The organism is Marinactinospora thermotolerans DSM 45154 (genome assembly GCF_900167435.1).
Classification (GTDB): Bacteria; Actinomycetota; Actinomycetes; order Streptosporangiales; family Streptosporangiaceae; genus Marinactinospora; species Marinactinospora thermotolerans.
The window spans coordinates 110,664-135,562 of record NZ_FUWS01000009.1; the positions used below are offsets into that span (position 1 = coordinate 110,664).

Below are 24,899 nucleotides of genomic sequence, written 5' to 3' on the forward strand. Positions count from 1 at the left end.
TCGCGGCAGGTGCTTCCCGGTTCCGACGCTGATCGGGAGATCACGAATCTACCAACGGCGGACGCCGCGGCACAGGGGCTCACCGTCCCGGCCGCCGAACGGTTCGCGCGCCCTCCGCGGATCGGGTAGTTACAGTCGAAGACCACGGTCCGGGCGGCGCGCAGAGCCGCGGACGTCACGGTGGGATCAAGGAGGAGAAATGACCGACCTGCGGTTCGACGGGCGGGTCGCCGTCGTCACCGGTGCCGCACAGGGACTGGGCCGCTCCTACGCCCTCGAACTGGCCGCTCGCGGGGCCAAGGTCGTCGTCAACGACCTGGGCGGACGGGACGGCGGGACGACCGGCGAGGCGGAGGGGCCGGAAGGCGTCGTCGAGCAGATCGAGGGCGACGGCGGGGTGGCGGAGGCCGACACCCACGACGTCTCGACCCAGGAGGGCGCGCAGGCGCTCGTGGAGGGCGCGCTGGACCGTTTCGGCCGTGTCGACATCGTCGTCAACAACGCCGGCATCCTGCGCGACAAGTCGTTCAAGAACATGTCCGTGGCCGACTGGGACGCCGTGATCGGGGTCCACCTGCGCGGGACCTTCCTGGTGTCGCAGGCCGTGTTCGGCCATTTCCGTGAGCACGGGTACGGGCGCATCGTCAACACCACGTCCCCCTCCGGCCTGTTCGGCAACTTCGGGCAGAGCAACTACGCGGCGGCCAAGATGGGCATCGTCGGCCTCACCAAGGCCCTCGCGATCGAGGGGGCGAAGTACGACGTCGCGGTCAACGCGATCGCCCCGCTCGCCTACACCCGGATGACCGAGGACCTCTTCCCGCCGGCCGCGGCCGCGAAGCTGGGACCGGAGAAGGTCACCCCGCTCGTCGTCTGGCTCGCCCACGAGGACTGCCCGGCCACCGGAGAGGTGTACTCGGTGGGGGGCGGGCGCATCGCGCGGGTGTTCGTCGCGGAGGGGCCCGGCGTGGTGCTCCCCGACGCCACGCCCGAGGACATCGGGGACAACTGGCCCGACATCAACGCCGAACGCCCCTACGTCATCCCCCGCAACCTCGCCGAGCAGACCCAGGTCATCCTCAACGAGGTCATGTGACCCCACGGCCGTGCCCGGATCGGGCCCAAGGCCCCGAAACGGGCGCCGCCGCGGCGCAGCTGATCATGAAACGCACGTGTTCGAGGGAGCCTGGCTGCGAATCCCTCCGCTGGTCAGCGTTTCCCGGCGGAGCCCCCACCTCCACTCCTAGCATTCCGAATCGGAGGTGGGGAGGGTTGAAGAAGGAGTTCGGCGAGCTCGAATCCGCGATCATGGACGCACTGTGGCGGGCCGATCGTCCGCTCGTCGTGCGCGAGGTGCGCGAACGCATGACTTATGACCGCGAGGTCGCCTACACGACCGTGATGACGGTGGCCAACATCCTGTACCACAAGGGCCTGCTGGACCGCGAGAAGTCCGGCAGGGCCTGGCGGTACCGGCCCAGGGAGACACGCGAGGAGCACACCGCGCGTGTCATGAGCGAGGTGCTCAGGTCCAGCGGCGACCGCGGCGTCACCATGCTCCGCTTCATCGAGCGTTTCAGCGACGAGGAGATGGCCCGCCTGCACGACGTCCTCCACCAGGTGCGCGTACGCAGGGGCATCGCCTCCTGACCCCCGAGCCCGGGCGTCGCAGGGGCCGCCGCCCGCGCCCCGGGGCGCGGGCCCCGGCCGGTCTATGCTGGCGTGTCGTGGACGAACCCCTTGTCACGCGCCTACGGGACTTCGGCGAGACGATCTTCGCCGAGATGACCCGGCTGGCCACCGAGACCGACGCCATCAACCTGGGGCAGGGCTTCCCCGACACCGACGGGCCAGCGTCCCTGCTCCACGACGCCGCCCAGCACATCCTCGGCGGCGTCAACCAGTACCCGCCGGGTCCGGGACGCCCCGAACTGCGCGCCGCGGTCGCCGCCGCGCGGGCCGAGTCCCACGGCCTGGACTACGACCCGGCCACCGAGGTCTACGTCACCGTCGGCGCCACGGCCGGCATCGCCGCCGCCGTGCTCGGCCTGGTCGAGCCGGGGGACGAGGTGATCGTCTTCGAGCCGATGTACGACTCCTATCCGGCCGTCATCGCGATGGCCGGGGGCGTCCGGCGGCCGGTCACCCTCCGTCCCACGGGCCAGGCAGGTGCCGCGCGGTTCACCTTCGATCCGCAGGAACTGCGTGCCGCGGTGGGACCGCGCACCCGGATGATCCTGGTGAACTCCCCGCACAACCCCACCGGCACGGTGTTCTCCCCCGAGGAGCTCGCCGTCATCGCCGAGGTCTGCCGGGAGCACGACCTCCTCGCGCTCACCGACGAGGTCTACGAGCACCTGACCTTCGACGGGGTCGCCCATGTTCCGTTGGCCACCCTGCCCGGCATGCGCGAGCGGACCGTGGCGGTCTCGTCGGTGGGCAAGACCTTCTCGGTCACCGGGTGGAAGACCGGGTGGGTCATGGGACCGGCACCGCTCGTCCGCGCGGTGAGCACCGTCAACCAGTTCCTCACCTTCACCGCCAATGGGGCGCTCCAGCTCGCGGTGGCCGAGGCGCTGCGTTCCGAGATGGCCTGGGTGGCGGCCCAGCGTGACGCGCTCCAGGCCAAGCGCGACCGGCTCTCCGAGGGGCTGCGCGCGGCCGGCTTCGAGGTCATGCGCCCCCAGGGCACCTACTTTGTCATGGCCGACATCCGCCCGCTCGGCTTCACCGACGGCATCGAGCTGGCCCGGACGCTGCCCCGCGCCGCGGGGGTCGCGGCCGTACCGGCCCAGGTCTTCTACGACCGTGCGGAGGAGGGGCGCCACCTGGTCCGCTTCGCCTTCTGTAAACGAGACGAGGTCCTGGACGAGGCGGTCACCCGGCTGTCCCGGTTGTCCAAGGGCTGACCCGTGGCACTCCCGGACGGACGGACCGGCCGTTCGCGGTGACCTCGCCGCGGCGCGGCCGCGACGGGCCGGATAGCGTGCCACCCACCGCGCAACCCGCGGGCAGGCACGACGAAAGGCGGACCGCAGTGACCACGACCATGCCCGACGACCTCCTGCGCGTCGCGGAGGAGGCCAAGGGGTTCATGCCCACCGAGGAGGGGCTCGCCCTGTACGAGACGGCGTTGTCCTACGCGCGGCTCGGGCCGGTCCTGGAGATCGGCACCTACTGCGGCAAGTCCACCGTCTACCTCGGGGCCGCGGCCCGCGCGGTCGGTGGCACCGTCGTCACCGTCGACCACCACCACGGCTCGGAGGAGCACCAGGTGGGGTGGGAGTACCACGACCCGTCGATGGTCGACCCGGTCACCGGCCGGCTCGACACGCTGGGAACGTTCCGCCGGACCATGGCCGCCGCCGACCTGGAGGACCAGGTGATCGCGGTCGTGGGCCGTTCCGCCGACGTCGCCCGGCTGTGGAACGCCCCGCTGGGCATGTTGTTCATCGACGGCGGTCACACCGAGGAGGCCGCCCAGGCCGACTACACCGGGTGGAGCGGCCACGTCGCCCCGGGGGGCGCGCTGGTCATCCACGACGTCTTCCCCGATCCCGCCGACGGGGGGCGCCCGCCCTACAACATCTACCGACGCGCCCTTGACTCCGGGGACTTCGTCGAGATCCGCGCGCAGGGTTCGCTGCGTGTCCTGGAACGCCGGACCTGACCGGCGTCGCCGGGAGCGGCGCGGATATCCAACCGTGACGTCGGTGTGACGAAACGGGTGGGGACGCCCGGGAAAGTGAAGGAGGAGGTGAAAGGGGCTGTCCCGGTGCCGGGAGATCCCGGTGGAACGTGTTCCCATCCTGTGGCCGCAGGCCGTGAAGCGGCCACGGCCGGGTATCGTGTTTCGGAGGGTTTCGGCGAATCCCCCGCTGCGCCGAACCGACTCCCATTCTTTCTGTGAACCAGACCGGCCCGCGTTCGCGTCATACGCCTGTAAACGCTTATAGCGCCGCGCAGTGGGCGATTGAGGACACCAGGGGGCGAAGAACTGAGCGAAAGCACCTACGGCGACGGGGAAACCGAACCTCGCCCCGAATCTGATACGCCCGAAACCGGCAACTCTCCTGCGACGAGCGACGTGGATTCCAACAAGCCTGACCCCAGCGAACGCCCTGACGGCGACGGTCCGGACAGCCGTCCGGACAGCCCCGACACCTCCGTGACCCCCGAGTCCGACGAGGCTCCCTCGCGTCCGGAGGGCACCGACCCGAAGGACACCGAGGCAGAGCCCGAAGCCGAGTCCGCGGACCCGAAGGAGACCGACGGGACCGAGCGCGACGAGCCGACCGCGGACGACGCGGCCGACCGGGCCGAGGAGAAGACCGCGGCGGACGACGCCCAGCGCTCCTCCGACGACGCCGCGGCCGATGCCGGCGGCTTCGACTGGTTCACCGGGGGCAAGGAGGACGACGCGCGCGCCCGGGACACGGAGTCCGAGGACGCCGACGGCGATGACGCGGCCTCCTCCGTCTACTCGGGCGAGAGCGCCTTCAAGGACAGCGGCAGCTTCTTCCGCGACGGGGTGGCGCGCAACCTCGCCGAACAGTACGGCCTGGAGTTCGCCGGCGGCTCGACCGCCGACGGCCCCGAAGCCGACGAGGCCCCCGCCGAACCCCGGGACCTCGCGGGGTCCGCCGACTCCGTCGAGTCCGCCGCGAAGGCGGACTCCGACACGGAGCAGGAGTCCTCCGCCGATCGGGACGACACCGTGGGCGAGCGCGCCGACGAGCCCAACTGGGATCCCGAGGGGACCGCGGAGTTCCGTCCGGTCTTCGATGACGATGACGAGGACGAGGACGTTCCCGCGGGTGGCGTGGGTGCGTCGGGTCGTGCCGGTGGTGCTTCGGAGGCGGACGGGGAGGACGCGGAGGCGTCCACCCGGATGTGGGATCCCGAGGGGACCGCGGAGTTCCGTCCGGTCTTCGATGACGATGACGAGGACGAGGACGTTCCCGCGGGTGGCGTGGGTGCGTCGGGTCGTGCCGGTGGTGCTTCGGAGGCGGACGGGGAGGACGCGGAGGCGTCCACCCGGGCGTGGGATCCCGAGGGGACCGCGGCCTTCACCCCGGTCTTCGACGACGACGAGGACGACGAGAAGACCACCGAGAGCCCGGCCCACGGCGCAGCGTCCTCCCCCCACGACGACACGGAGCGCGACACCCCCGCCCCGGCCGACCCCGGTACCGAGGCGCTGGGCACCGCGGCCGTCGCGGCCGCCGGGGCCGTGGCGGGAGCCGGTGTCGTGGGCGGCGCGATCGGGGCCCAGCAGGGCGCCGGCACGGGCGGTTCCGGGACGCCGTCGGGAGAGACCTCCCACTCCGCGGCCTCCGGCGGCGCAGACCCGCAGGGGCCGGCACCGACGGGCGACGCGAAGGGCAAGGCCAAGAAGGCCAAGAAGAAGGCGCAGAAGAAGCAGCGGCCGCTGTGGTGGCGGATCACCCGTGGCGGGCTCATCGCCGCGGGCATCCTCCTCGTCCTCGGCGTCGCCGGCTTCGGCGTCGCCTACGCGACCATCCCGGTTCCCGACGCCACCCAGGAGAGCGCCACCAACCAGGGCTCGACGTTCTACTACTCCGACGGCGAGACGGTGTTCGCCGAGCGGGGCGTCGACCGTGACCCGGTGCCGTTGGAGGAAGTGCCCGAAGAGGTCCAGAACGCGATCCTCGCAGCAGAGGACCGCGGCTTTTGGACCGAGCCCGGCGTCTCGCTCACCGGAACGCTGCGCGCCGCCTGGTCGACCTTCACCGGTCAGCAGGTCCAGGGCGGTTCGACCATCACCCAGCAGATGGTCCGCAACTACTACGAGGGACTGAGCCAGGAGCAGACCTACTCCCGCAAGTTCAAGGAGATCATCATCTCCCTGAAGGTGGACCGCTCCCAGAGCAAGGAGTGGATCCTCGAGCAGTACCTCAACACCATCTACTTCGGCCGTAACGCCTACGGCATCCAGGCCGCCGCGCAGGCCTACTACCACAAGGACGTCGGGGAGCTGACCCCCGACGAGGCGGCCCTGCTCGCCGCGGCCATCCAGCAGCCCACCAAGTTCGGCCTGTCCGACAGCGAGACCACGCCGGAGATGGAGGAGCGCTGGCGCTACGTCGTCGACGGTCTGGTCCAGATGGAGAGCATCACCCCGGCCCAGGCCGACCAGTACCGTTTCCCCAAGCCCGAGAAGACGGTCCCCCAGGAGGGGGTCGACCTCAGCGGCTACAAGGGATACATGCTCCAGCAGGCGATGAAGGAACTGGAGCAGCTCGGCTACACCGAGGACAACATCAACCGCGGTGGCTACAAGATCACCACGACGTTCGACAAGGACCTCATGGAGGCCGCCCAGGAGGCGGTCGAGGAGAACGTCGACGTCGAGCAGATGGCCGACGACGTCCGCATCGGCCTGAGCGCGGTCGACCCCGCCACCGGTGAGGTGGTCGCGTTCTACGGCGGCGCCGACTACATGCAGAACCAGTACGACAGCGCCTTCCTGGGCACCGCCCAGGTCGGGTCGTCCTTCAAGCCCTACGTCCTCGCGGCGGCGCTCAAGAACGACATGGGGCTCAACACCGTCGTGGACGGCAGCGGTCCGCAGACCATCGCCGGCAGCCGGGTCCAAAACGCGGGTAACGCGCCCGGCGGCCCGATGAACCTCATCGAGGCCACCCGGGTCTCCAACAACCTCGGCTACATCGACCTCGCCCAGCGCGTCGGCCTGGAGGAGGTCGCCCAGACCGCCTACGAGATGGGGATCCCCGAGGGGAGCCTGGACGACCACCTGGTCCCGGTCATGCCGCTGGGCGTCAACGACACCACGCCCACCGTCCAGGCCGGCGCCTACGCCACCTTCGCCAACGGCGGCGAGCACGTCGAGACCCACGTGATCCGCTCCATCCTCAACGTCGACGGCGAGGAGGAGCGTCCCGAGGTCGAGCGCAACCGGGTCCTCAGCGAGGAACAGGCCGCCGACGCCACCTACGCCATGCAGAACGTGGTCAACGCCGGCACCGGCCGCAACGCCGCGATCTCGCGGCCCGCGGCGGGCAAGACCGGGACGACGGACAACAACGTGGCGGCCTGGTTCGTGGGCTACACCCCGAGGCTCGCCACGGCGGCCACCGCCTACAACACCAACAAGCAGACGACCATCGTCCCCGGGTGGGGCGTGGCCACCAGTGACGGTGTGCCGTCGGCGATCTGGCGTTCCTTCATGGAGAAGGCCGCCGACACCGCCTACGGCGAGTACGCGGAGTTCCCCTCCCCGGCCTTCGGCGGAAGCTCCCAGAACTACGCGCCCCAGGTGCCGTCCGAGCCGCAGTCCGAGGAGACGGGCGGCTACGAGGAGGCTCCTCCGGTCGAGGAGGACCTGCCCCAGAACCCGGCCCCCGACACCGGTGTCGAAATCCCCGACGGCGGGGCCACGGGCGCCCCGGTCGACCCGGGCACGGATCCGGGCGGCGATCCGGGCGGCGTGGATCCGGGCGGCGACCCGGGGGGCACGGACCCGGGTGGTGATCCGGGGGGCACGGATCCGGGCGGTGATCCCGGCACGGGCTTCCCGGGCGGTGGCGGCATGGCCCCCACCGGGTGAGAGGAAGCCACAGACGGCCGAGGGGCCGGGGAGCGCACGCTCCCCGGCCCCTCGGCCGTTTCCGGAACCGGGCCGGCCGGCGGGGTCAGCCCCCGGTCGTCGGACAGCCGCAGGAGGCCGGGTCCACCGCCGCGGAGCCCTCCCCGGCCGTGTCGGTGAACACCCTGGCGCCGGGGGTCGCCTCGCACAGCGCGTCGGTGGCCAGGATGACCGCCGCGGCCGTCCAGGTGCTGCGCTCCACCGGCCAGTTGACCTGTTCGGCGAACTGGTACCCGGTCCAGTAGGCGCCGTCGTCGGGGTCGCGCAGGTGCTGGATGTCGGCCAGCAGCGCGGCGCCCCGGTCGGTCTCGCCCATCGCGGCCAGCGCCAGGACCAGCTCCGAGGTCTCGGCGCCGGTGACCCAGGGCTGATCGCTCACGCAACGGATGCCCAGCCCTGGCACGACGAAGGTGTCCCAGCGCTGGGCCAGGCGCTCCTTCGCCGCCGCGTCGCGCACCGCCCCGCCCAGGATCGGGTAGTACCAGTCCATCGAGTAGCGGCCGCGGTCGGCGAAGAACGGCTCGTGTTCGGCGATGAGATGGGCCAGGCGGGCGGCGGCGTGGTCCCATTCGGGCCGCGGCCGTCCCAGGCGCACGGCAAGGCGGGACGCGCAGCGCAGCGCCTGGTGGATGCTGGCGCACGCGGTGAGCAGCGCGTGGTCGCCGGGGCTGCCGTCGGGGTCGCGCGCCCACAGGATCTCGCCGCGCCCGCCGCGCAGGCCCAGCACGAACCCGATGGCGTCGCGTACCACCGGCCACATCCGCTCGGCGAACGCCTCATCCTCGCTGATCAGGAGGTGGTGCCAGACACCGACCGCCAGGTAGGCGGCGTGGTTGGCCTCGCGGAGGGGGTTGACGACCCGCCCCCCGCCGTACTTGGCCGGCCACGACCCGTCGGCGTCCTGCACGGAGGCCAGCCAGTCGTAGGCGCGCTCCGCGGCCTCCAGGTGCCCGGTGGCCGACAGCGCCATCGCGCACTCCACGTGGTCCCAGGGGTCCAGGTGGCCACCGGGAAACCAGGGGATCGCCCCGGACCGCTCCTGGGAGGTGAGCAGGTAGCGCGCCGTGCGGGCGATGTCGTCGGCGCTGAGGACGCCGGGCAGCTCTGGCAGCTCGCGTGAGGTCATTCGGTGTTTCCGGCGCCGGTCGGCTTGCGGAGGTAGACGACCACGCTCTTGCCGATGAGAGGGTTGAGGAGCCGCTCGGTGACGCGGGTCGCCTTCGGCGCCTTGAGGATGTCCCAGACGAGGAGACGGTGGTAGGCCCGGACCAACGGGTGATCGTCGTCGCCGGTGCCCACGGCGCACTTGATCCACCAGTAGGGCGAGTGGAGGGCGTGCGCGTGGTGGTGCGGACCGATCTCGAAGCCGGTGGCCTTGAGCTTGGCCTCCAGCTCGGCGCGCGTGTAGATCCGGATGTGGCCGCCCTCGTTGGTGTGGTACTCCTCCGACAGCGCCCAGCAGATGCGTTCGGGCAGCCAGCTGGGGACGGTGACGGCGGCGATCCCGCCCGGCTTGAGCACCCGGTACAGCTCGGCCATCGCGGCGGTGTCGTGCGGGATGTGCTCGAAGATCTCGGCGGCGATGACCCGGTCGAAGGAGGCGTCCTCGAACGGCATGTCCAGCGCGTCGCCCTTGACGGTCTCGGCCGAGGCGTCGTGGGGGGCCTCGCCCTCGGCGCGCATGGCCGCGAACATCGTCGCGACGTCGGCGAGGTCGTTCTCGTTCTGGTCGAACGCCACCACGTCGCTGCCGCGGCGGTAGACCTCGAAGGCGTGCCGTCCGCCACCGCAGCCCAGGTCCAGCACGCGGTGGCCGGGACCGACGGGGAAGAGGGAGAAGTCGACGGTGATCAGTGGGGGCTCCTTCGAATCGTCTGCGTGGTCTACAGCCGGGGGCCGAGGCCGCTCGGTCGGGCCTGGGCGGCCTCGACGGCCGCGGCGTAACGGCGCGCGGTGGCCTCGGCGACCGCGCGCCAGGTGAAGCGTTCCTGCACCCGCTGCCAGGCGGCCTCGCCCATGCGGGCGCGTTCGGCGTCGTCGTCGAGGAGGGCGCCGACCGCCGCCGCGAGCTCCTCGGGGTCGCCGGGGGTGATGAGCCGGCCGGCGCGGCCGTCCTCGCCGACGACCTCGGGCAACGCCCCCGCCCGGCTGGCGACGAGCGGGGTGGCACAGGCCATGGCCTCCACCGCGGGCAGGGAGAAGCCCTCGTAGAGCGAGGGGATGACGGCGACCTGGGCGGCGGCGATCAGCCGGGCCAGTTCGGTGTCGTCGAGCCCGCTGACGAAGGTGACCCGGTCGCGCAGCGACAGTTCGTCGACGAGCCGGTCGGTGTCCCCGCCGGGCCGGGGACGGCTGACGATGGTCAGGGAGACGTCGCGTTCGGTGGCGAGCTTGGCCGCCGCGCGCAGCAGGGTCGAGACGCCCTTGAGGGGGCTGTCGGCGCTGGCCACGCAGACGATCCTGCCGGGGACCCGGGGCACCTCCGGCCGCGGGTGGAAGAAGCGGGTGTCCACGCCGAGGGGGACGACCTCGATGTCGGCGCGGCGCACGCCGAACTCGCGGGCGACGTCGTCGGCCGAGGAGCGCGAGGGCACGAGGATCGGCCGGAGCCGGCGGGCCACCCGCGCCTGCATGCCCACGAAGCCGTACCAGCGGCGTTTGGACAGCCGGGTCCAGCCCTCCGCCTGTTCCAGCTCGATGCGCCGGTCGATCGAGATGGGGTGGTGGATCGTGGTGACCAGGGGGAAGCCCGCCGACCGCAGGCCGAGCAGGCCGTAGCCGAGGGTCTGGTTGTCGTGGACGACGTCGAACTCGCCGCGGCGGCGGCGTAGCTCGCGTAGCGCCCGGAGCGAGAAGGTGAGGGGTTCGGGGAAGCCCGCGGTCCACATCGTGGTGACTTCCAGGGCGTCGATCCAGTCGCGCCACTCCCGCATCGGAGGCGCCTGGAAGGGGGTGGCGTCGTTGTACAGGTCGAGGCTGGGGACCTTCTCCAGCTTCACGCCGTCGTCGAGTTCGGGGTAGGGCTGTCCGGAGAACACGTGGACGTGGTGTCCGAGGGCCGCCAGCTCGCGGGAGAGGTGGCGAACGTAGACTCCCTGCCCGCCGCAGTGCTGCTTGCTGCGGTAGGACAACAGGGCGATGCGCAGGGGACGGTCGTGTTGCGGCATGGCACTAACCCATCGGGGGCGCGGAGGGGCGGGGCGGGGGCGGAGTGGTGGACACCGTCGCGTCCAGTCGGGTCAACGGATCACCTCGTTCGTCACACGCCCCGGACATTACCGGTCAGTTTAATACCTGACTTTTCCGGGCGAATTTACGGTGACGCCCTTTGCGGGATGAGAGGTGACGATCGACCGCAAAACTCATTTCCGTCAGCGGTTTTCCGCGGCCGGTCCGATCACCGCACCGGGTCACGGGCCCGCCATCCCAGCACCCCGTCGGCGCTGCGGGTCACCACGACCGCGCCTCGCCGCTCCAGCACGCGCAGGTGGGCGGAGGTCTCGGCGGCCGCCATCCGGCGGGAGGCCGGGGGCATCAGCGCCCAGTCCCGGCTCCATCCCAGCGCGGCGGCCAGTTCCCACAGGGTCGCCGGCTCGCCGTCGAGCAGGCCCAGCAGGCGGTCCAGGCGCTCCTCGTGATGGGCGGCGATCTCGGCGGCCCGCGTCGCGACGCCCCCGAAGCGCCGTTCGTGCGCGGGCAGGGCCTGGTGGGCGTCGAGTCCGCGGAGCCGGTCCAGCGAGTCGAGGAAGGAGCCGAGGGGGTCGGCGTCGGGGTCGTCGAAGGGGTACAGCCCGATGTGCGGGGTGATCCGGGGCAGCGCGTGGTCCCCGGTGAACAGCCGGCCCGATTCCTCCAGGTGCAGGCAGACGTGGCCCGGGGAGTGGCCGGGCGTCCACACCGTGCGCAACGTCCGCTTCGGCAGGTCGACCAGGTCGCCGTCGGAGAGCTCCCGGTCGGGTTGCGCGGGCGGGTCGACGCGCAGTGCCGGATCGGTGGCGGCGCGCGCCTCGTCCTCGCTCGCGCCCGCGCGACGGAGCCGGGCGCGTTCCTCCTCCCACCGTTGCGCGTCGTGCCGGGTCCGCAGACGGCGGATCACCGCGGCGTCGGCGTGGTGCATCGCGATCCAGGCTCCCGAGGCCTCCCGTACCCGCCCGGCCAGACCGGCGTGGTCGGGGTGGAAGTGGGTGACCACCACCCCGCGCACCTCGGCCACGGAGGTCCCGGCGCGCTCCAGACCCGTGGTGAGCGCCCGCCAGGACTCCTCGTGGTGCCAGCCGGCGTCCACGAGGACCGGTCCGCCCGGCGCCTCCAAGAGGTAGACCAGGGTGTAGCCGAGGGGGTTGCCGGGGATGGGGACGGGGATGCTCCACACGCCGTCGCCGAGGTCCTCGACCGGAGGGATCTCCCGCATGGCCGCCCTTTCCAGAAGGAAACCGAGTCAAATTCTAGAACAGGTTCCGATTTTTCGGTCGACCGGACCTGGACGCCCCTCCGACCTGCGCGGACTCCTCGCAGGCGGGGGCGGGGATTACAATTTCCAGACAGGACGGACCGTTGTGGAGCACCCCCGATCGGACGGTCCGGGACGGCCGGTGCCGCCGTGGACGCGGCCGGACAACGAGGGGGACGGGACACCGTGGTGGTCCAGGCGCCGGCCGGACGGCGCGCGCGCAACCAGAACCAGCGTCGGCGCAGGATCGTGCGCAGCGCGACGGCCCTCACCCTGCGTGGCGGAGTCGAGGCCATGCAGATGCGGACGGTCGCCGAACGCTCCGGGGTCGCCCTGGGCACCCTCTACCGTTACTTCCCGTCGAAGATGGATCTCGTCGTCGCGGTCGTCACCGAGGAGCTCCAGCTCCTGGAGAAGGGGATCGCCCGCAGGCCGCCGACCGCGGAGGACGCCGCGGGCCGGGCGGTGGACGTGCTCATGCGGGCCACGCGCGGTCTCATGCGCGAGCCCGAGCTCGCCGACGCGCTCGTCCGGTCCCTGATCATGGCCGAGGTGAGGACCGACGTGGGGCCGCAGATCACCGACCTGCTGTGGCGGGTGGCCACCCGGGCCGGAGCGGGGGACGGGGGACAGGAGCCCGACCGCGACAGCGACGGCTACGTCCGGGTCGGGGCGTTGGCGAGCGTCTGGGTCTTCGAGCTGCTGGAGATCCTCAAGGGGCATCGCGACATCGACCGGGTGCAGCGCCATCTCGAGGTGGCCGCGGGGCCGTTGCTCGCCGATCTATAGACCATGGCGCCCGGCCCCGGCGTCAACCGCGGGGGCCGAGCAGACCGAGCAGGTCCTCCAGCCAGCGTGACACGAGGTCGTCGGAGCCGTCCTGCCCCTCCTCCGGTCGCCCCGGGGCGTCGGAGGGGGGTTCCGAGGGCTGGGGAGCCCGGGGGAGCGCCTCCCCGGCGGTCCCTCCTCCGCTCGGTGCCGGCTCGGTGCCCCCGCCCGTTGCGGGGAGGGAGGATTCCGGGGCGGGAGAGGTGCCCATGGGGGCGGGGGAGGCGGCCGGGGACACCGGTGGGGGCGCGACCGTGGCGGCGCCGACCGTCACCTCGTCCGCGCCCGCGCCGTTGTTTCCGGGAGCGGGGAGCCGGTCGGGCACCGCGGAGTTCGAGACGCCCGCCGACGATCGGGTGGAGATCCCCGGAGCCGAGGGGGGTGTTCCGGTGACCGTGGTCGGGCCCTCCCCGAGGAGGGTCCCGGCCATCCACAGCGCGAGCGCGATGACGACCGTGCTCAAACCGGCGAAGATCGGGGTGAGCCAGCGCGTTCCGGGTCCCCGCTCCGCCGAGGGGCGTGGCGCGGCGTCGGGGGCGAGCTCGGCGACGGGTTCGGCGGCGTGCCGGCCGGTGACGTCGAAGGTGGTGATGCGGTCCGCGGCGACGGAGGTGGTCTCGTCGGGGCGTTGGGGGGACTCCTCGGGAACGGGCGCGCTCCCGCCGGCCAGGGCGCGGTCACGGTGCAACGGGAATCCGTCGGGGCCGAGGGGGCGCATGAGGGCCGCCGCGCCCCTGCGCTCCTCGGCGCGTCCCACGGCCGTGCAGGCGGCGATGACCCGTTCGCGCAGCCCTTCGGGAGGGCCCGGCGGGACCAGCAGCCTCATCAGGTCGGCGACGTCGACCAGGGCCCACGGTCCGGCGCCGGGCCGCGCGGGGCGGGGGGCGTGCTCGGACAGGACCTCGATGGCCCTGCGGGCGGCGGCCCGGCACAGCTCGCCCGCCGTCTCGGCGTCGAGTCCGAGGATGAGGGCGATCTGCGAGGGGGACAGGCCGTGGCGGAGGTACAGCTCCAGCAGTTCACGGTGGCTGGGCGGGATCCGCAGCATCGTCTCGACCAGTGGGCGCTCGGCTTCGACGGTCGCGAGCCCGGCGTAGGGGGAGACCGGGGCGAAGCCACGCCGCTGACAGGAGGTCCGGGCCAGGGCGAACAGCCAGGGACGCAGCTGGGCGCGGTCGCGCAGCAGCGGCAGCAGTTCCACCGAGGCGACGAGGGCCTCGCGCGTGGCCTCGCCCGGGGCGTCGGGCAGGGCGGTGGAGGAGGGGCCGAGCAGCGACCAGCAGTACCGGTACAGCGGGGGAGCGAACCGGGCGTAGTACTCCCGGTGGCCGCGTCCCTCACGCAGCATGACGGCGAACGGCACGTCGTCCTCGGCGCCGTGCCGGACCGGTCCTCGTCGCGCGGTCACGGTTCCTCCCCCAACCCGTTCACGGCACGCGGCTGCCCACGCGGATCCGTGGGGTGAAACGCCGGAGTTGTCCGACGACGCTAGCCGGGGACAGGCGTTCTGTGCTGCGGGTTCGAGAAGATGTGACGGGAAGGGAAGATGGCCCTTACCTTCGCTACCCGTCCGGGCCCCCTCTCCCCGCCCCGCCGATGCGCCGGTGCCGAGCGGAGAACCGGCACCGGCGCGGGAAGGCCCCTACTCGCCACCGCGCGAGGGGGAGCCGATCGCGATCATCCGCTCGACGGAGGAGCGGGCGCGCGCGGCCACGTCCTCCTCGACGGTGATCTCGGTCGTGCCCTCGCGGAGCGCGGTCAGCAGCTTCTCCGCGGTGATCATCTTCATGTAGTGGCACTCGGCGCGCGGGTTGACCGGCTCGAAGACGGTGTGCGGGTTGGCCGCCCGAAGCTGGTGCAACATCCCGGTCTCGGTCGCGATGAGGACCTTGCCGGCGCTGGTGCGCTCGGCCGCCGTCAGCATGCCGCCGGTGGACAGCACCTTCACCCGCTCCTGGGGAACCGCGCCCGAGCCGACCAGGTACAGCGCCGAGGTGGCGCAGCCGCACTCGGGGTGGACGTAGACCTCGGCGTCGGGCTCGGCGGCGACCCGTTCGCGCAGGGTGTGCCCGTCGATGCCGGCGTGCACGTGGCACTCGCCCATCCAGACGTGGATGTTCTCCCGGCCGGTGACCCGCTTGACGTGCGCGCCGAGGAACTGGTCGGGCAGGAACAGGATCTCCCGGTCCTCGGGGATGGAGCGGATGACGTCCGCGGCGTTGGAGGAGGTGCAGCAGATGTCGGTCTCGGCCTTGACCGCCGCGGTGGTGTTGACGTAGGCGACGACGACCGCGTCGGGATATTGCGCGCGCCAGGCCCGCACGTCCTCGGCCGTGATCGTGTCGGCCAGCGAGCACCCCGCGCCGGGGTCGGGGAGCAGGACGGTCTTGTCCGGCGAGAGGATCTTGGCGGTCTCGGCCATGAAGTGGACGCCGCAGAAGACGATCGTGCTCGCCTCGACCTGGGCCGCCAGGCGCGACAGGGCGAGGGAGTCGCCGGTGTGGTGGGCCACGTCCTGGATCTCGGGACGTTGGTAGTTGTGCGCGAGGATGACCGCGTCGCGCTCCTCGGCCAGTGCGCGGACCTCCTCGGCCCATTCCCGCAGATTCGGTGTGCCCGCCGAAGCGGTGACCGTTGCCATGTCCTTCTTCTTCCGTGAGGTGGAACGCCCGCCGCCGGCGATCGGGCGGTGGCGCGGGTGCGTCGATAGCGCCGCACCTGGTTTTCGTCTTCCAGGCGAAAACTCGACGCAGCTTAACATGGTGAGTCATGAGAGGAACAGGGGTGGCCCAGGGGGAAACGGAAGGACCCGTGGGCGGATCCGCGGTCGTGTCGAGCGCCGCGACCGGTAAGGACGGGGGCGCCGCCCACGAGGTTTTGGCGGTGGTCTTCCAGATCCGCCAGAACCGGCTCTCGGTCCTGCTGTGGTGCCGCGCGCTCCCACCGTTCGAGGGCTGCTGGGCGCTGCCCGGCGGACGACTCGGCGCGACCGAGGGACTGGGCGAATCCGTCCGCCGCCAGCTCGCCCAGAAGGTCGACGTACGCGACCTCAGCCATCTCGAACAGCTCGAGACCAGGGGCGAACCCGGGCGCCACCCCGGTGGCCGCACCCTCGCCACCGCCTACCTCGGCCTGGTGCCGGCCGGCATCGACCCCGTGGTGCCCCACGACACGGCCTGGCACCCCGCCGCGGAACTGCCCTGCATGGCCTTCGACCACGCCGCGATCGTCGGTTCGGCACGGCGCAGGCTGCGCGCGAAGCTGTCCTACACCAACATCGGGTTCGCGCTGGCCCCCCCGGAGTTCACGATGTCGGAGCTGTCGCGCTACTACCGGGCCGCGCTGGGGCACGACGTCGCCGCCACGAACCTGCGCCGCGTGCTGTTGCGGCGCGGCCAGATCGAGGAGACCGGTCGCTCGGTGCCCTCCGGCCGCTCCGGTGGACGCCCCGCCGCGCTCTTCCGCTTCCGGACGCGCAGCCTGGAGATCACCGACGCCTTCGCGGTGCTGCGACCCCCGCAGGGGTGAGGCCCGAAGGCCGGGGCCGCCGGCCCGTCCCCGGCCCCTGTGTTAGCGTCCTTGCCCGTGAACATCCGCAGCGTAGTCCTTGACGTCGGCGAGACCCTGATCGATGAGACCCGGCTGTTCGGGCGGTGGGCCGACAGGCTCGGCGTGCCGCACCTGACCTTCTTCGGCGCCCTGGGGGCCATGGCCGCGGCGGGCCGTCCACTGATCGACGCCTTCCGGCTCGTGCGCCCGGGGTTCGACCTGGAGGCCGAGATCGCGGCCTGGCGCGAGGAGGAGCCCGGCTCGCTGCGCGAGAACTTCGACTCCGAGGACCTGTACCCCGACGTCCGACCCGCGCTGACCGCGCTGCGCGAGGCGGGACTCCAGGTCCTCATCGCCGGCAACCAGCCGGTGCAGGCGGGGCCGGCCCTGGAGGCCATGGGGCTGCCGGTGGACGCGATCCACATCTCCGACGTGTGGGGGGTGGCCAAGCCCGACCCCGCCTTCTTCGCCCGGGTCGCCCAGGAGGCGGGGAACGCCCCCGAGGAGATCCTCTACGTCGGTGACCGCGTCGACAACGACGTGCTCCCGGCCAAGGAGGCGGGCATGTGCGCGGCGCTGCTGCGCCGTGGCCCGTGGGGTTATCTGCACTCGGAGCTGCCCGAGGCCGCGCGCGCCGACGTCATCGTGGACAGCCTGGCCGAGCTCCCCGGCTGGGTCGCGGCGCGACGGTAGTTCCCTACTAATTCGATAGGATAACGATTCGTCCGAATCGTTTTAATCGGTGCGTATCGGGAACGAGCGTCCTCATGACCGATCGGCGGCAGCACCACCAGCCGGAATAGAGGACACGGCCCACACCCATGATCACCTTCGAGGGCGTCACCAAGCGCTACCCCGATGGCACCGTCGCCGTCGACGAACTCTCCCTGGAACTCCCCACCGGACAGACCACCGTCTTCGTCGGCCCCTCCGGCAGCGGGAAGACCACGTCACTGCGCATGATCAACCGGATGGTCGAACCCACCTCCGGACGCATCGCCATCGACGGACAGGACGTTCGCGACCGGGACCCGGCGGTCCTCCGCCGCTCCATCGGCTATGTCATCCAGCAGGCCGGCCTGTTCCCCCACCGCACGGTCCTCGACAACATCGCCACCGTCCCCCTCCTGCTCGGCTGGACCCGGCGGCGCGCCCGCGACCGGGCCCGCGAACTGATGGAGGTCGTCGGCCTCGCCCCAGAACAGGCCAAGCGCTACCCCCACCAGCTTTCCGGCGGCCAACAGCAGCGCGTCGGCGTGGCCCGCGCGCTCGCCGCCGACCCGCCCGTCCTCCTCATGGACGAGCCCTTCAGCGCCGTGGACCCCGTCGTGCGCACCGGGCTCCAAGACGAACTCCTGCGGCTCCAGCAGGAGCTCCGCAAGACCATCGTGTTCGTCACCCACGACATCGACGAGGCCGTCAGGATCGGCGACGCCGTCGCCGTGTTCCGCGCCGGCGGGACCCTCGCCCAGTTCTCCACCCCCGAACGGCTGCTCGCCGAGCCCGCCGACGAGTTCGTCGAGGAGTTCGTCGGCTACGACCGCGGGGTGCGCAGGCTGTCCTTCTTCCCCGCCAGCGACCTCGCGCTGCGCGGCGACACCGTCCTCGCCGCCGAGACGCCCTCCAGCGAGGCCAGCGCCATCGCCCGCGCCCAAGGGGAGCCGTGGCTCCTCGCGGTCGACGCCGCACACCGGCCCATCGGCTGGGCCCGGGCCCTGGACCTGGACCGCGCCGCCCCCGGCAGCACCCTGGGAGACCTCGCCACCGTCGGCTACGGCCACGTCTTCCGGGTCGGCACCGACTCCCTGCGCGCCGCGCTGGACGCCGCCGTGCTCTCCCCGGCCGGACGCGCGGTGGGGGTCGACGAGGACGGCAAGGTCGTCGGCGTGGTCGCCCAGGCCGAGCTCGGTGACGCCCTGTGGGCCGTCGGCACCGACGAGACGCCACCGGCCGGGGCGGTGCGCCCATGAACGGGGCACCGCTGATCGACTGGGACTGGATCACCCGCAACCTCGACGACCCCATCGGGACCCGGCTCCTGGAACACCTCTACCTGTCCTTCGCGCCGCTCCTGCTCGGGCTGCTGCTCGCCCTGCCCCTGGGCATCGCCTGCGCGCGCTGGCGCCCGCTCTACCCGCCGGTGTTCACCGGGGTCAACGTGCTCTACGCGATCCCCTCCATCGCCCTGTTCTTCCTGCTCCTGCCCTACACCGGGTTCAGCGCCTGGACCGCGATCATCCCGCTGGGGCTCTACACGCTGGCGATCCTGGTCCCCAACGTCGTCAGCGGGCTGGCGCAGGTGCCCGACCACGTCCGCCAGGCCGCCGTCGCCATGGGGTTCGGGCCGCTGCGCAGGCTCATCCAGGTGGAGCTGCCCGTCGCCCTGCCCGTGATCGTCGCGGGGCTGCGGATCGCCGCGGTCGCCACCATCAGCATGGTCAGCGTCGCCTCGCTGGTCGGCATCGGCGGACTGGGGCAGCTCATCCTCACCGAGGGGTTCCGCAGGCAGTTCCCCACCCCCATCGTCGTGGGCATCGTGCTGTCGGTCGCCCTGGCCTTCGTGGTGGACGGCCTGCTCGTCCTGGCCCAGCGCGCCCTCACCCCGTGGACACGCGACCGGGACCCGGTGGCACGCGCCCGGCCCCGGACCGTCGGCGCCGCGAAAGGGGGGAACGCGTGAACGTCCTGCTGTGGGTCACCGACTGGTTGTCCGCCCCCGAACAGTGGAGCGGGACGGCGGGCATCCCCGCGCGCTTCGCCGAACACCTCGGCTACTCCGGGCTCGCCCTGCTGCTCTCCGCGCTGATCGCGGTGCCGATCGGGCTGCTCACCGGCCACACCGGGCGGGGCGGCTTCCTCGCCGCCTCCCTCGCCAACGTCGCCCGCGCGCTGCCCACCATCGGGGTGCTGATGCTGGTCGTCCTGGCCGCCGGCATCGGGCTGGTGCCGGTCATGGCCGCCCTGGTCGCGCTCGCCGTGCCACCGATCCTGGTCAACACCTACGAGGGCGTGCGCGGCGTCGACCCCCAGGTGCGCGACGCCGCCCGTGGCATGGGCATGCGCGGCCGTGAGGTGCTGCTCCGGGTCGAACTGCCCGTGGCGCTTCCGCTGATCCTGGTGGGGTTGCGCACCGCGGCCATCCAGGTGGTGTCGACCGCCACCATCGCCGCCTACGTGGGGATCGGCGGACTCGGCCGTTTCATCGTCGACGGTCAGGCCCGCCGCCAGTTCGAGATGGTCGCCGGTGGCGCGCTGCTCGTCGTGGTGATGGCGTTGCTCGTCGCGGCCCTGTTCTACCTGCTGCGCCGTTTCCTGGTGGCCCCCGGCCTGCGGCGCTCTCCCGGCAGCTGAGTCCGACGTTCCCGTCCTCCCGAAAGAGAAGGTGTCCCATGCGTCCTTTGGCCAGGTCGGCCGTTGCCGGTACCGCGCTGCTGCTGCTCACCGCCTGCGGCGGCGGTAGCGACCCCTACGCCGAGGAGGAGGGCGGCTCCGCCTCCGGCGCGCCCTCCGGCGCGGTGGTCGTCGGTTCCGCGGACTTCCCCGAGAGCACCCTGCTCGGCAACATCTACGCCCAGGCGCTGGAGGCCGAGGGGGTCACCGTGGAGACGCGGTTCAACATCGGCAGCCGTGAGGTCTACTACGACCAGATCGAGGCGGGCAACCTGACCGTGTTCCCCGAGTACAACGGCGCCATCCTGTTCCACCTCGACCCCGACGCCGAGTCCGCCGACACCGAGGCGACCAACACCGCGCTGCGGGAGCGGCTGCCCGAGGGACTGGAGATCCTCGACTCCTCCCCGGCGCAGAACAAGGACTCGCTGACCGTCACCCGCGAGACCGCGGAGCGGGAGAACCTGCGGACCATCAGCGACCTCGACGCTGTCGCGGGGGATCTGGTGCTCGGCGGGCCGCCGGAGTTCGAGACCCGGACCCAGGGGGTGGTCGGCCTGCGAGAGGAGTACGGACTGGAGTTCGCGGACTTCCGCTCGCTGGACGTCTCGCTCGTCCCGCAGGCCCTGAGCGACGGCGACGTCCAGATCGCCAACCTGTTCACCACGGACCCGGCGATCGCCACCAACGACTTCGTCGTCTTGGAGGACGACCGCGACCTGTTCGGATCGCAGAACGTCACCCCGCTGGTCCGCGGCGACGCCCTCGACGACACCGCGCGGGCCGCGCTGAACGCGGTGTCGGCCGAGCTCACCACCGAGACCCTCACCGAACTCAACCGTCGGGTCAGCGTCGACCACGAGGACCCCGACGCGGTCGCCGCCGACTGGCTCGCCAGCGTCGGGCTCGCCTGACGCGCGCCGGCCCACGCCCCGGCCGGCCGGTCAGGAGCCGCTCGAAAACGACTCGGCGATCTCGTGCGCGAGGTCGATCCGGTCGGCCGGTTCGGTATCGGTGAGGTAGAGCACCAGCTCGAACAGCTCTCCCTCGGCGTCGATGTGCGCGGTGACCACGGAACCGCGCACGGAGCCGCCCCGGGGGTCGCGGTAGGTGCTGACCAGCCTGGACCAGTCGCCCTCGAGGTCGCGGTCGTCGAGCCGCTCCAGGCTCACCCGCCGATGCTCCTCGAAATTCCGCCGCTGCCACTCCTCGGTCAGCAGCAGACGGTCGAGCGTGTCGCTTCCGGCCGGGGCGGTGCCGTGGTGGAGCACGTAGAGGTACTCTCCCGCTGTGCCCGCGTAGGCCAGGTCGCCTCCCTGCGCTGGTCCTCCCCGAAGGTCCCGGGTCCAGTCCGCGGGGACGGACAGTTCGTACCGCGTCTCCCCGTCCTCGTGGCCGACCCGCTGGAACCCCTCGGGCCCGCCTCCAGCGAACGCGCCGCTCAGTTCCGCGCGCACCTGCGGTACCAGGAACAGCAGGGCCGACAGGAGCAGCGCCCCGGCCCCCGCGATCACGCCGCGCCGTCCACGGAGCCGGCGCGCCGGGAGCGGAGGCGGGACGGGATCGGGCCCGGTGGCGGACGGCACCGCCGGAAGGGCCGCTGACGCCGGCGTCTCCAGCGCCCGCCGCAGTTCCGTGCGGGTCCGGACGATATCGCTGCGCCGTGCGGGCTCCTTGGTGAGCATTCCGGCCAATACGGGGGCCAGGACTCCGGCGTGGGGCATCGGCGGAAGCGGATCGAACAGCACGGCGGCGATCGTGCCGTGCAACGTGGCGTGCTCGAAGGGGGGATGCCCCTCCACCGCGGCGAACAGGGTGGCGCCCAGCCCCCAGACGTCCGCGGCCGCCGTGGCCGGTTCCCCGCGTATCCGCTCCGGTGACATGTAGGACGGGGACCCCAGCAGGGCGTCCTCCCTGGTGATGGCGGGATCTCCGTCGACCAGGGCGATTCCGAAGTCGGTGAGCACGGCCCGGCCCCCCTCCTCCAGGAGCACGTTGGCGGGTTTGACGTCCCGGTGGAGGACCCCGGCCGCGTGCGCGCGCTCCAACGCCTCGATCAGCGACAGGCCGATCCGCGCGGCACGTTCGGGGGCCAGCCGGCCCTCGGCCCGTACCGTCTCCTGGAGCGAGAGCCCCTCGACGAGTTCCATGACGATCCACGGATGTCCGCCGTGGGAGACCACGTCGTGGACGGTCACGATCGAGGGGTGGCGCAGCCGGGCCGCGGCCCGCGCCTCGCGCCGGGTGCGCGCGTGCGCCTCGCGGCGCTCGGCCTCGGACAGACCGTCGGGCAGCAGGATCTCCTTCACCGCGACGGGGCGACCGAGCAGCAGGTCATCGGCCCGCCACACTTGTCCCATCCCGCCGCGGCCGAGGCGCCGCGTGAGCCGGTAGCGTCCGGCGACGATGTCCTGTCCGGCTGCGTCGTGCGTCGACATGGGGCCGCTCGCAGGGGGTCGGTGGGCGCCCGCTCCGGCGTGGAGGGCGCTGATGCCGAAACGATAGGACGGCGCTCCGCCCTTTCCAAGGGCGGGAGGCCACGGTCGACGATCCACGGCCGTGACCGGACAGAACGACGCCACCCACCGGCCCCGGTGGCGGTGGGTGGCGCGGAGGCGCGGCGGCGGTCTCACAGGATCGCGGCGAGCACCAATCCGACGGCGATGATTCCCAAGAAGGTGATGAAACCGTCCATGTCACCATTGGACTGCGAAGGTCACCCCAGCGGCACTAGCCGTGACGACGCAACGACATCACGCAGCTGGGGGGAACAAGGTCCTCTCTAGAGAGTTTCGCTCACCCCAGAGCGCGGTACCTGCCCGCGTAGCGGATCAAAGGGGCCTCCCCCAACGCCCCGGCGACGGGTATGGCGGTCACCGCGGCCAGGTAGACGACGTGGTCCCCGGCCGCCACCCGTTCGGTCACCGCGCACTCCAGGGACACCAGCGCCTCGTCGAGGACGAGTGCCCCGCTGTGCTCCCCACGGTGGTGGGGCTCGTTCGCCAGCAGGAGCCGGGCGCTGGGACGTCCCTCGGCCGCGAAGCGGCCGGCGATCGCCCGGTGCCGCTCCCGCAGCACGTTCACGGCGAACCTGCGCTGGCGGTCGATGACCTCGGTGACGTAGCTGGTGGCGGTCACGCTGACCATGACCAGCGGCGGATCCACCGAGATCGAGGCGAAGGCGCTGATCGTGCTGCCGATGTCGTCACGGCCGTCGGCGACGGTCACCACGGTCACCCCGGTGGCGAACCGGGACATCGCCGAGGTGAACTCCGCCTCGGCGACCGTCCCGGTCCCGGGCGCGGGATCGCCGGAGGTCACCGGATCTCCCAGGTGCCCGGCAGCACCAACGGGCCGGCGGCCGGCAGGCCCAGCAGGGCCGACACACCCGCCAACGGCCCCCACGAGCCCAGCCGGATCCGGGTCACCGCGGCCCCGCGGTCCTCGCTGGACTCGGCCGGCACCAGCCGCTCCAACGGGTTGGGACGAGGGAAGGGGCGCAACGGGGTCGTCGAGGGCAGTCCGGCCCGTTCGCGGGCCAGGCGGGCCGCCGTCTCGATCCCGCCGAGCTCGTCGACGAGCCCGTGGGCCGCGGCGTCCGCGCCGGTCCACACCCGTCCCCGGGCGAGCTCGTGGACCTCTTCCCGTGACTTCCCGCGCGCCTCGGCGACCTTGGCGGTGAAATCGTCGTAGATGTGGTCGAGCATCGCGTTCACCCGCTCCCACTCCGAGGCGCTGAACCTGTGGTCGCTGCCGAACATGCCGGCGTGCGCGCCGTAGTCGACGGAGTCGCTGGCGACCCCGACGCGCCGCAACAGCTCCGAGAGCACGACCTTGCCCATGAACACGCCGATGGAGCCGGTGAGGGTTCCCGGCTGGGCGACGATGGTGCCCGCGCCCACCGCGACGAAGTAGCCGCCGGAGGCCGCGAAATCGCCCATCGACACCACCACCGGCTTGCCGGCCTCCTCGGTCAGGCGCACCTCCCGCCGGATGATGTCGGAGGCGACGTAGGAGCCGCCCGGGCTGTCCACCCGGAACACCACCGCCCGCACGTGCGGGTCGCGCCGGGCGGCGCGCAGGGCGGCGGCCACCGTGTCGGAGCCCATGGTGAGCCCGCCGAGGGGAGAACGCCGGCTGCGGCCGGGCTCGATCTGGCCGATGCCGGTGACCAGGGCGACCTGATCACCCCGCTGCACCGCCGGAACCCGCCCCGCCAGCGACTGCATCCGCTGGTAGCGGGAGACGAACTGGAGGTGGGCGGGTTCGGACCCGGCCCCCGAGAGGGAACCGCGGAAGCGGCCGAGCAGCTCGGCGTAGATCTCGTCGCGGTAGCCGAGTCGGTCGACGAGACCGGCGTCCAGCGCCTCCGCGGCGAGGAACGGTCCGCGTCCCACAAGGGAGCGCACCTCCTCGACGTCGAGGCCGCGCCCTTCGGCGACGGCCTGGACCACCTGCTCGCTCAGCGACTCGACGATCCGGGAACTGGCCTCGCGGTGGGCCTCGGTGAAGCCCCGCTCGGTGAAGGTGTTGAGGGCGGTCTTGTACTCGTGCCGGGCACTCACCTCGTACTCGACGCCGATCTTGTCGGTGGCCTCGCGCACGAACCTGGTGGTCAGGCTGAGCCCGGTGAGCCCGACGGTGCCGGAGGGCAGGAGCACGATCTCCTCGAACGCGCTGGCCAGGTAGTAGGGGACGGTCCCCGGGCCGAAGTCGCCGAAGGACTCGCTCCAGGCCACGGTGGGTTTGCCCGAACGGCGGAAGCGGGCGATCGCCTCGCGTAGTTCCTGGACCCGTCCGAACCCCAGTGGCCGCGAACCGATCCGGGCGACGAGCGCCTTGACCCGGGGGTCGCGCTCCGCCCGGCGCAGGCCCTCGACGACATCGCTCAGCCGCTGCCGGCGCATGGCCACGAACTGGCCGAGCGGGTCGCCGGGTACCTCCTCGGCGAGCTCCTCGGTCAGGTCGAGTTCGAGGACGAGGGGCGCGGTGCGCCGGTGCCGGATCCTGGACACGGGTTCCAACAGCTTCACGACATCCACCATGTCCACA

The 24,899-nt window shown here is 72.2% G+C and carries 21 protein-coding genes; 12 read left to right on the forward strand and 9 right to left on the reverse strand.

Annotated elements, in window-relative coordinates; all coding sequences use genetic code 11:
* The first annotated feature begins 199 nt into the window (after window positions 1-199).
* The 5 genes from B5D66_RS16685 to B5D66_RS16705 all read left to right on the forward strand — a co-directional run bounded on the left by B5D66_RS16685 (window position 200) and on the right by B5D66_RS16705 (window position 7,591).
* The gene (locus tag B5D66_RS16685; protein ID WP_078762680.1) at window positions 200-1,096 is read left to right on the forward strand and encodes an SDR family oxidoreductase; all 897 of its coding nucleotides are present in this window, start codon (window positions 200-202) and stop codon (window positions 1,094-1,096) included.
* A gap of 212 nt (window positions 1,097-1,308) precedes the next feature.
* Window positions 1,309-1,650 (forward strand): BlaI/MecI/CopY family transcriptional regulator, encoded by a 342-nt coding sequence (locus B5D66_RS16690; protein WP_235001063.1) that lies wholly within the window; start codon window positions 1,309-1,311, stop codon window positions 1,648-1,650.
* A gap of 77 nt (window positions 1,651-1,727) precedes the next feature.
* Window positions 1,728-2,909: a pyridoxal phosphate-dependent aminotransferase gene (locus tag B5D66_RS16695; RefSeq protein ID WP_078762682.1), complete on the forward strand. Its 1,182-nt coding sequence runs from the start codon at window positions 1,728-1,730 to the stop codon at window positions 2,907-2,909.
* A 140-nt stretch (window positions 2,910-3,049) separates the two neighbouring features.
* Complete coding sequence (locus tag B5D66_RS16700; protein ID WP_078762830.1) at window positions 3,050-3,670, forward strand: class I SAM-dependent methyltransferase; 621 nt, start codon at window positions 3,050-3,052, stop codon at window positions 3,668-3,670.
* Between the two features lie 417 nt (window positions 3,671-4,087).
* Entirely contained in the window at window positions 4,088-7,591 is a 3,504-nt protein-coding gene (locus B5D66_RS16705) for a transglycosylase domain-containing protein (RefSeq protein ID WP_235001050.1), read from the forward strand.
* Between the two features lie 85 nt (window positions 7,592-7,676).
* Here the strand turns inward: B5D66_RS16705 and B5D66_RS16710 are convergent, their stop codons facing one another.
* From B5D66_RS16710 to B5D66_RS16725, 4 genes are all read right to left on the reverse strand, one after another.
* Complete coding sequence (locus B5D66_RS16710) at window positions 7,677-8,756, reverse strand: glycoside hydrolase family 15 protein (protein WP_078762683.1); 1,080 nt, start codon at window positions 8,754-8,756, stop codon at window positions 7,677-7,679.
* Window positions 8,753-9,436, reverse strand: coding sequence for a class I SAM-dependent methyltransferase (locus B5D66_RS16715; protein ID WP_235001051.1), 684 nt, complete (start codon window positions 9,434-9,436; stop codon window positions 8,753-8,755). Before B5D66_RS16715 ends, B5D66_RS16710 begins: the two co-directional genes overlap by 4 nt.
* Window positions 9,437-9,513: 77 nt before the next feature.
* Entirely contained in the window at window positions 9,514-10,797 is a 1,284-nt protein-coding gene (locus tag B5D66_RS16720; RefSeq protein WP_078762684.1) for a glycosyltransferase family 4 protein, read from the reverse strand.
* 230 nt (window positions 10,798-11,027) lie between these two features.
* Window positions 11,028-12,041, reverse strand: coding sequence for an MBL fold metallo-hydrolase (locus tag B5D66_RS16725; protein WP_078762685.1), 1,014 nt, complete (start codon window positions 12,039-12,041; stop codon window positions 11,028-11,030).
* A 225-nt stretch (window positions 12,042-12,266) separates the two neighbouring features.
* Here B5D66_RS16725 and B5D66_RS16730 point away from each other — a divergent pair, with 225 nt between their 5' ends.
* Window positions 12,267-12,869, forward strand: coding sequence for a TetR family transcriptional regulator (locus B5D66_RS16730; protein WP_078762686.1), 603 nt, complete (start codon window positions 12,267-12,269; stop codon window positions 12,867-12,869).
* Between the two features lie 22 nt (window positions 12,870-12,891).
* Here B5D66_RS16730 and B5D66_RS16735 read toward each other — a convergent pair whose 3' ends face one another.
* A complete protein-coding gene (locus tag B5D66_RS16735) occupies window positions 12,892-14,316 on the reverse strand; it encodes a sigma-70 family RNA polymerase sigma factor (RefSeq protein WP_144390176.1) in 1,425 nt (474 codons plus the stop codon).
* A 234-nt stretch (window positions 14,317-14,550) separates the two neighbouring features.
* Window positions 14,551-15,669: a quinolinate synthase NadA gene (nadA, locus tag B5D66_RS16745; protein WP_078762689.1), complete on the reverse strand. Its 1,119-nt coding sequence runs from the start codon at window positions 15,667-15,669 to the stop codon at window positions 14,551-14,553.
* A 50-nt stretch (window positions 15,670-15,719) separates the two neighbouring features.
* Between nadA and B5D66_RS16750 the strand changes: the two genes are divergently transcribed.
* The 6 genes from B5D66_RS16750 (at window position 15,720) to B5D66_RS16775 (ending at window position 20,761) form a co-directional block, all read left to right on the forward strand.
* On the forward strand, window positions 15,720-16,436 hold the full coding sequence (locus B5D66_RS16750; protein WP_078762690.1) for an NUDIX hydrolase: 717 nt from the start codon (window positions 15,720-15,722) through the stop codon (window positions 16,434-16,436).
* A 57-nt stretch (window positions 16,437-16,493) separates the two neighbouring features.
* Complete coding sequence (locus B5D66_RS16755) at window positions 16,494-17,150, forward strand: HAD family hydrolase (protein ID WP_200813683.1); 657 nt, start codon at window positions 16,494-16,496, stop codon at window positions 17,148-17,150.
* A 128-nt stretch (window positions 17,151-17,278) separates the two neighbouring features.
* Window positions 17,279-18,427, forward strand: a complete 1,149-nt coding sequence (locus B5D66_RS16760) for an ABC transporter ATP-binding protein (RefSeq protein ID WP_078762691.1) — start codon at window positions 17,279-17,281, stop codon at window positions 18,425-18,427.
* Window positions 18,424-19,137: an ABC transporter permease gene (locus B5D66_RS16765; protein WP_078762692.1), complete on the forward strand. Its 714-nt coding sequence runs from the start codon at window positions 18,424-18,426 to the stop codon at window positions 19,135-19,137. The genes B5D66_RS16760 and B5D66_RS16765 overlap by 4 nt, the downstream gene beginning before the upstream one ends.
* Entirely contained in the window at window positions 19,134-19,808 is a 675-nt protein-coding gene (locus B5D66_RS16770) for an ABC transporter permease (protein WP_078762693.1), read from the forward strand. Before B5D66_RS16765 ends, B5D66_RS16770 begins: the two co-directional genes overlap by 4 nt.
* Window positions 19,809-19,846: 38 nt before the next feature.
* Window positions 19,847-20,761: an ABC transporter substrate-binding protein gene (locus B5D66_RS16775; RefSeq protein ID WP_078762694.1), complete on the forward strand. Its 915-nt coding sequence runs from the start codon at window positions 19,847-19,849 to the stop codon at window positions 20,759-20,761.
* 30 nt (window positions 20,762-20,791) lie between these two features.
* On the opposite strand, the gene B5D66_RS16780 is transcribed toward B5D66_RS16775, so the two are convergent.
* The 3 genes from B5D66_RS16780 to sppA form a co-directional block, all read right to left on the reverse strand.
* Complete coding sequence (locus B5D66_RS16780) at window positions 20,792-22,285, reverse strand: serine/threonine-protein kinase (protein WP_078762695.1); 1,494 nt, start codon at window positions 22,283-22,285, stop codon at window positions 20,792-20,794.
* Between the two features lie 358 nt (window positions 22,286-22,643).
* Window positions 22,644-23,105: a flavin reductase family protein gene (locus tag B5D66_RS16785; protein WP_078762834.1), complete on the reverse strand. Its 462-nt coding sequence runs from the start codon at window positions 23,103-23,105 to the stop codon at window positions 22,644-22,646.
* A 59-nt stretch (window positions 23,106-23,164) separates the two neighbouring features.
* Window positions 23,165-24,892 carry a signal peptide peptidase SppA gene (sppA, locus tag B5D66_RS16790; RefSeq protein WP_078762696.1) on the reverse strand — a complete coding sequence of 576 codons (1,728 nt, stop codon included), beginning with the start codon at window positions 24,890-24,892 and terminating at the stop codon, window positions 23,165-23,167.
* Window positions 24,893-24,899 lie beyond the last annotated feature (7 nt).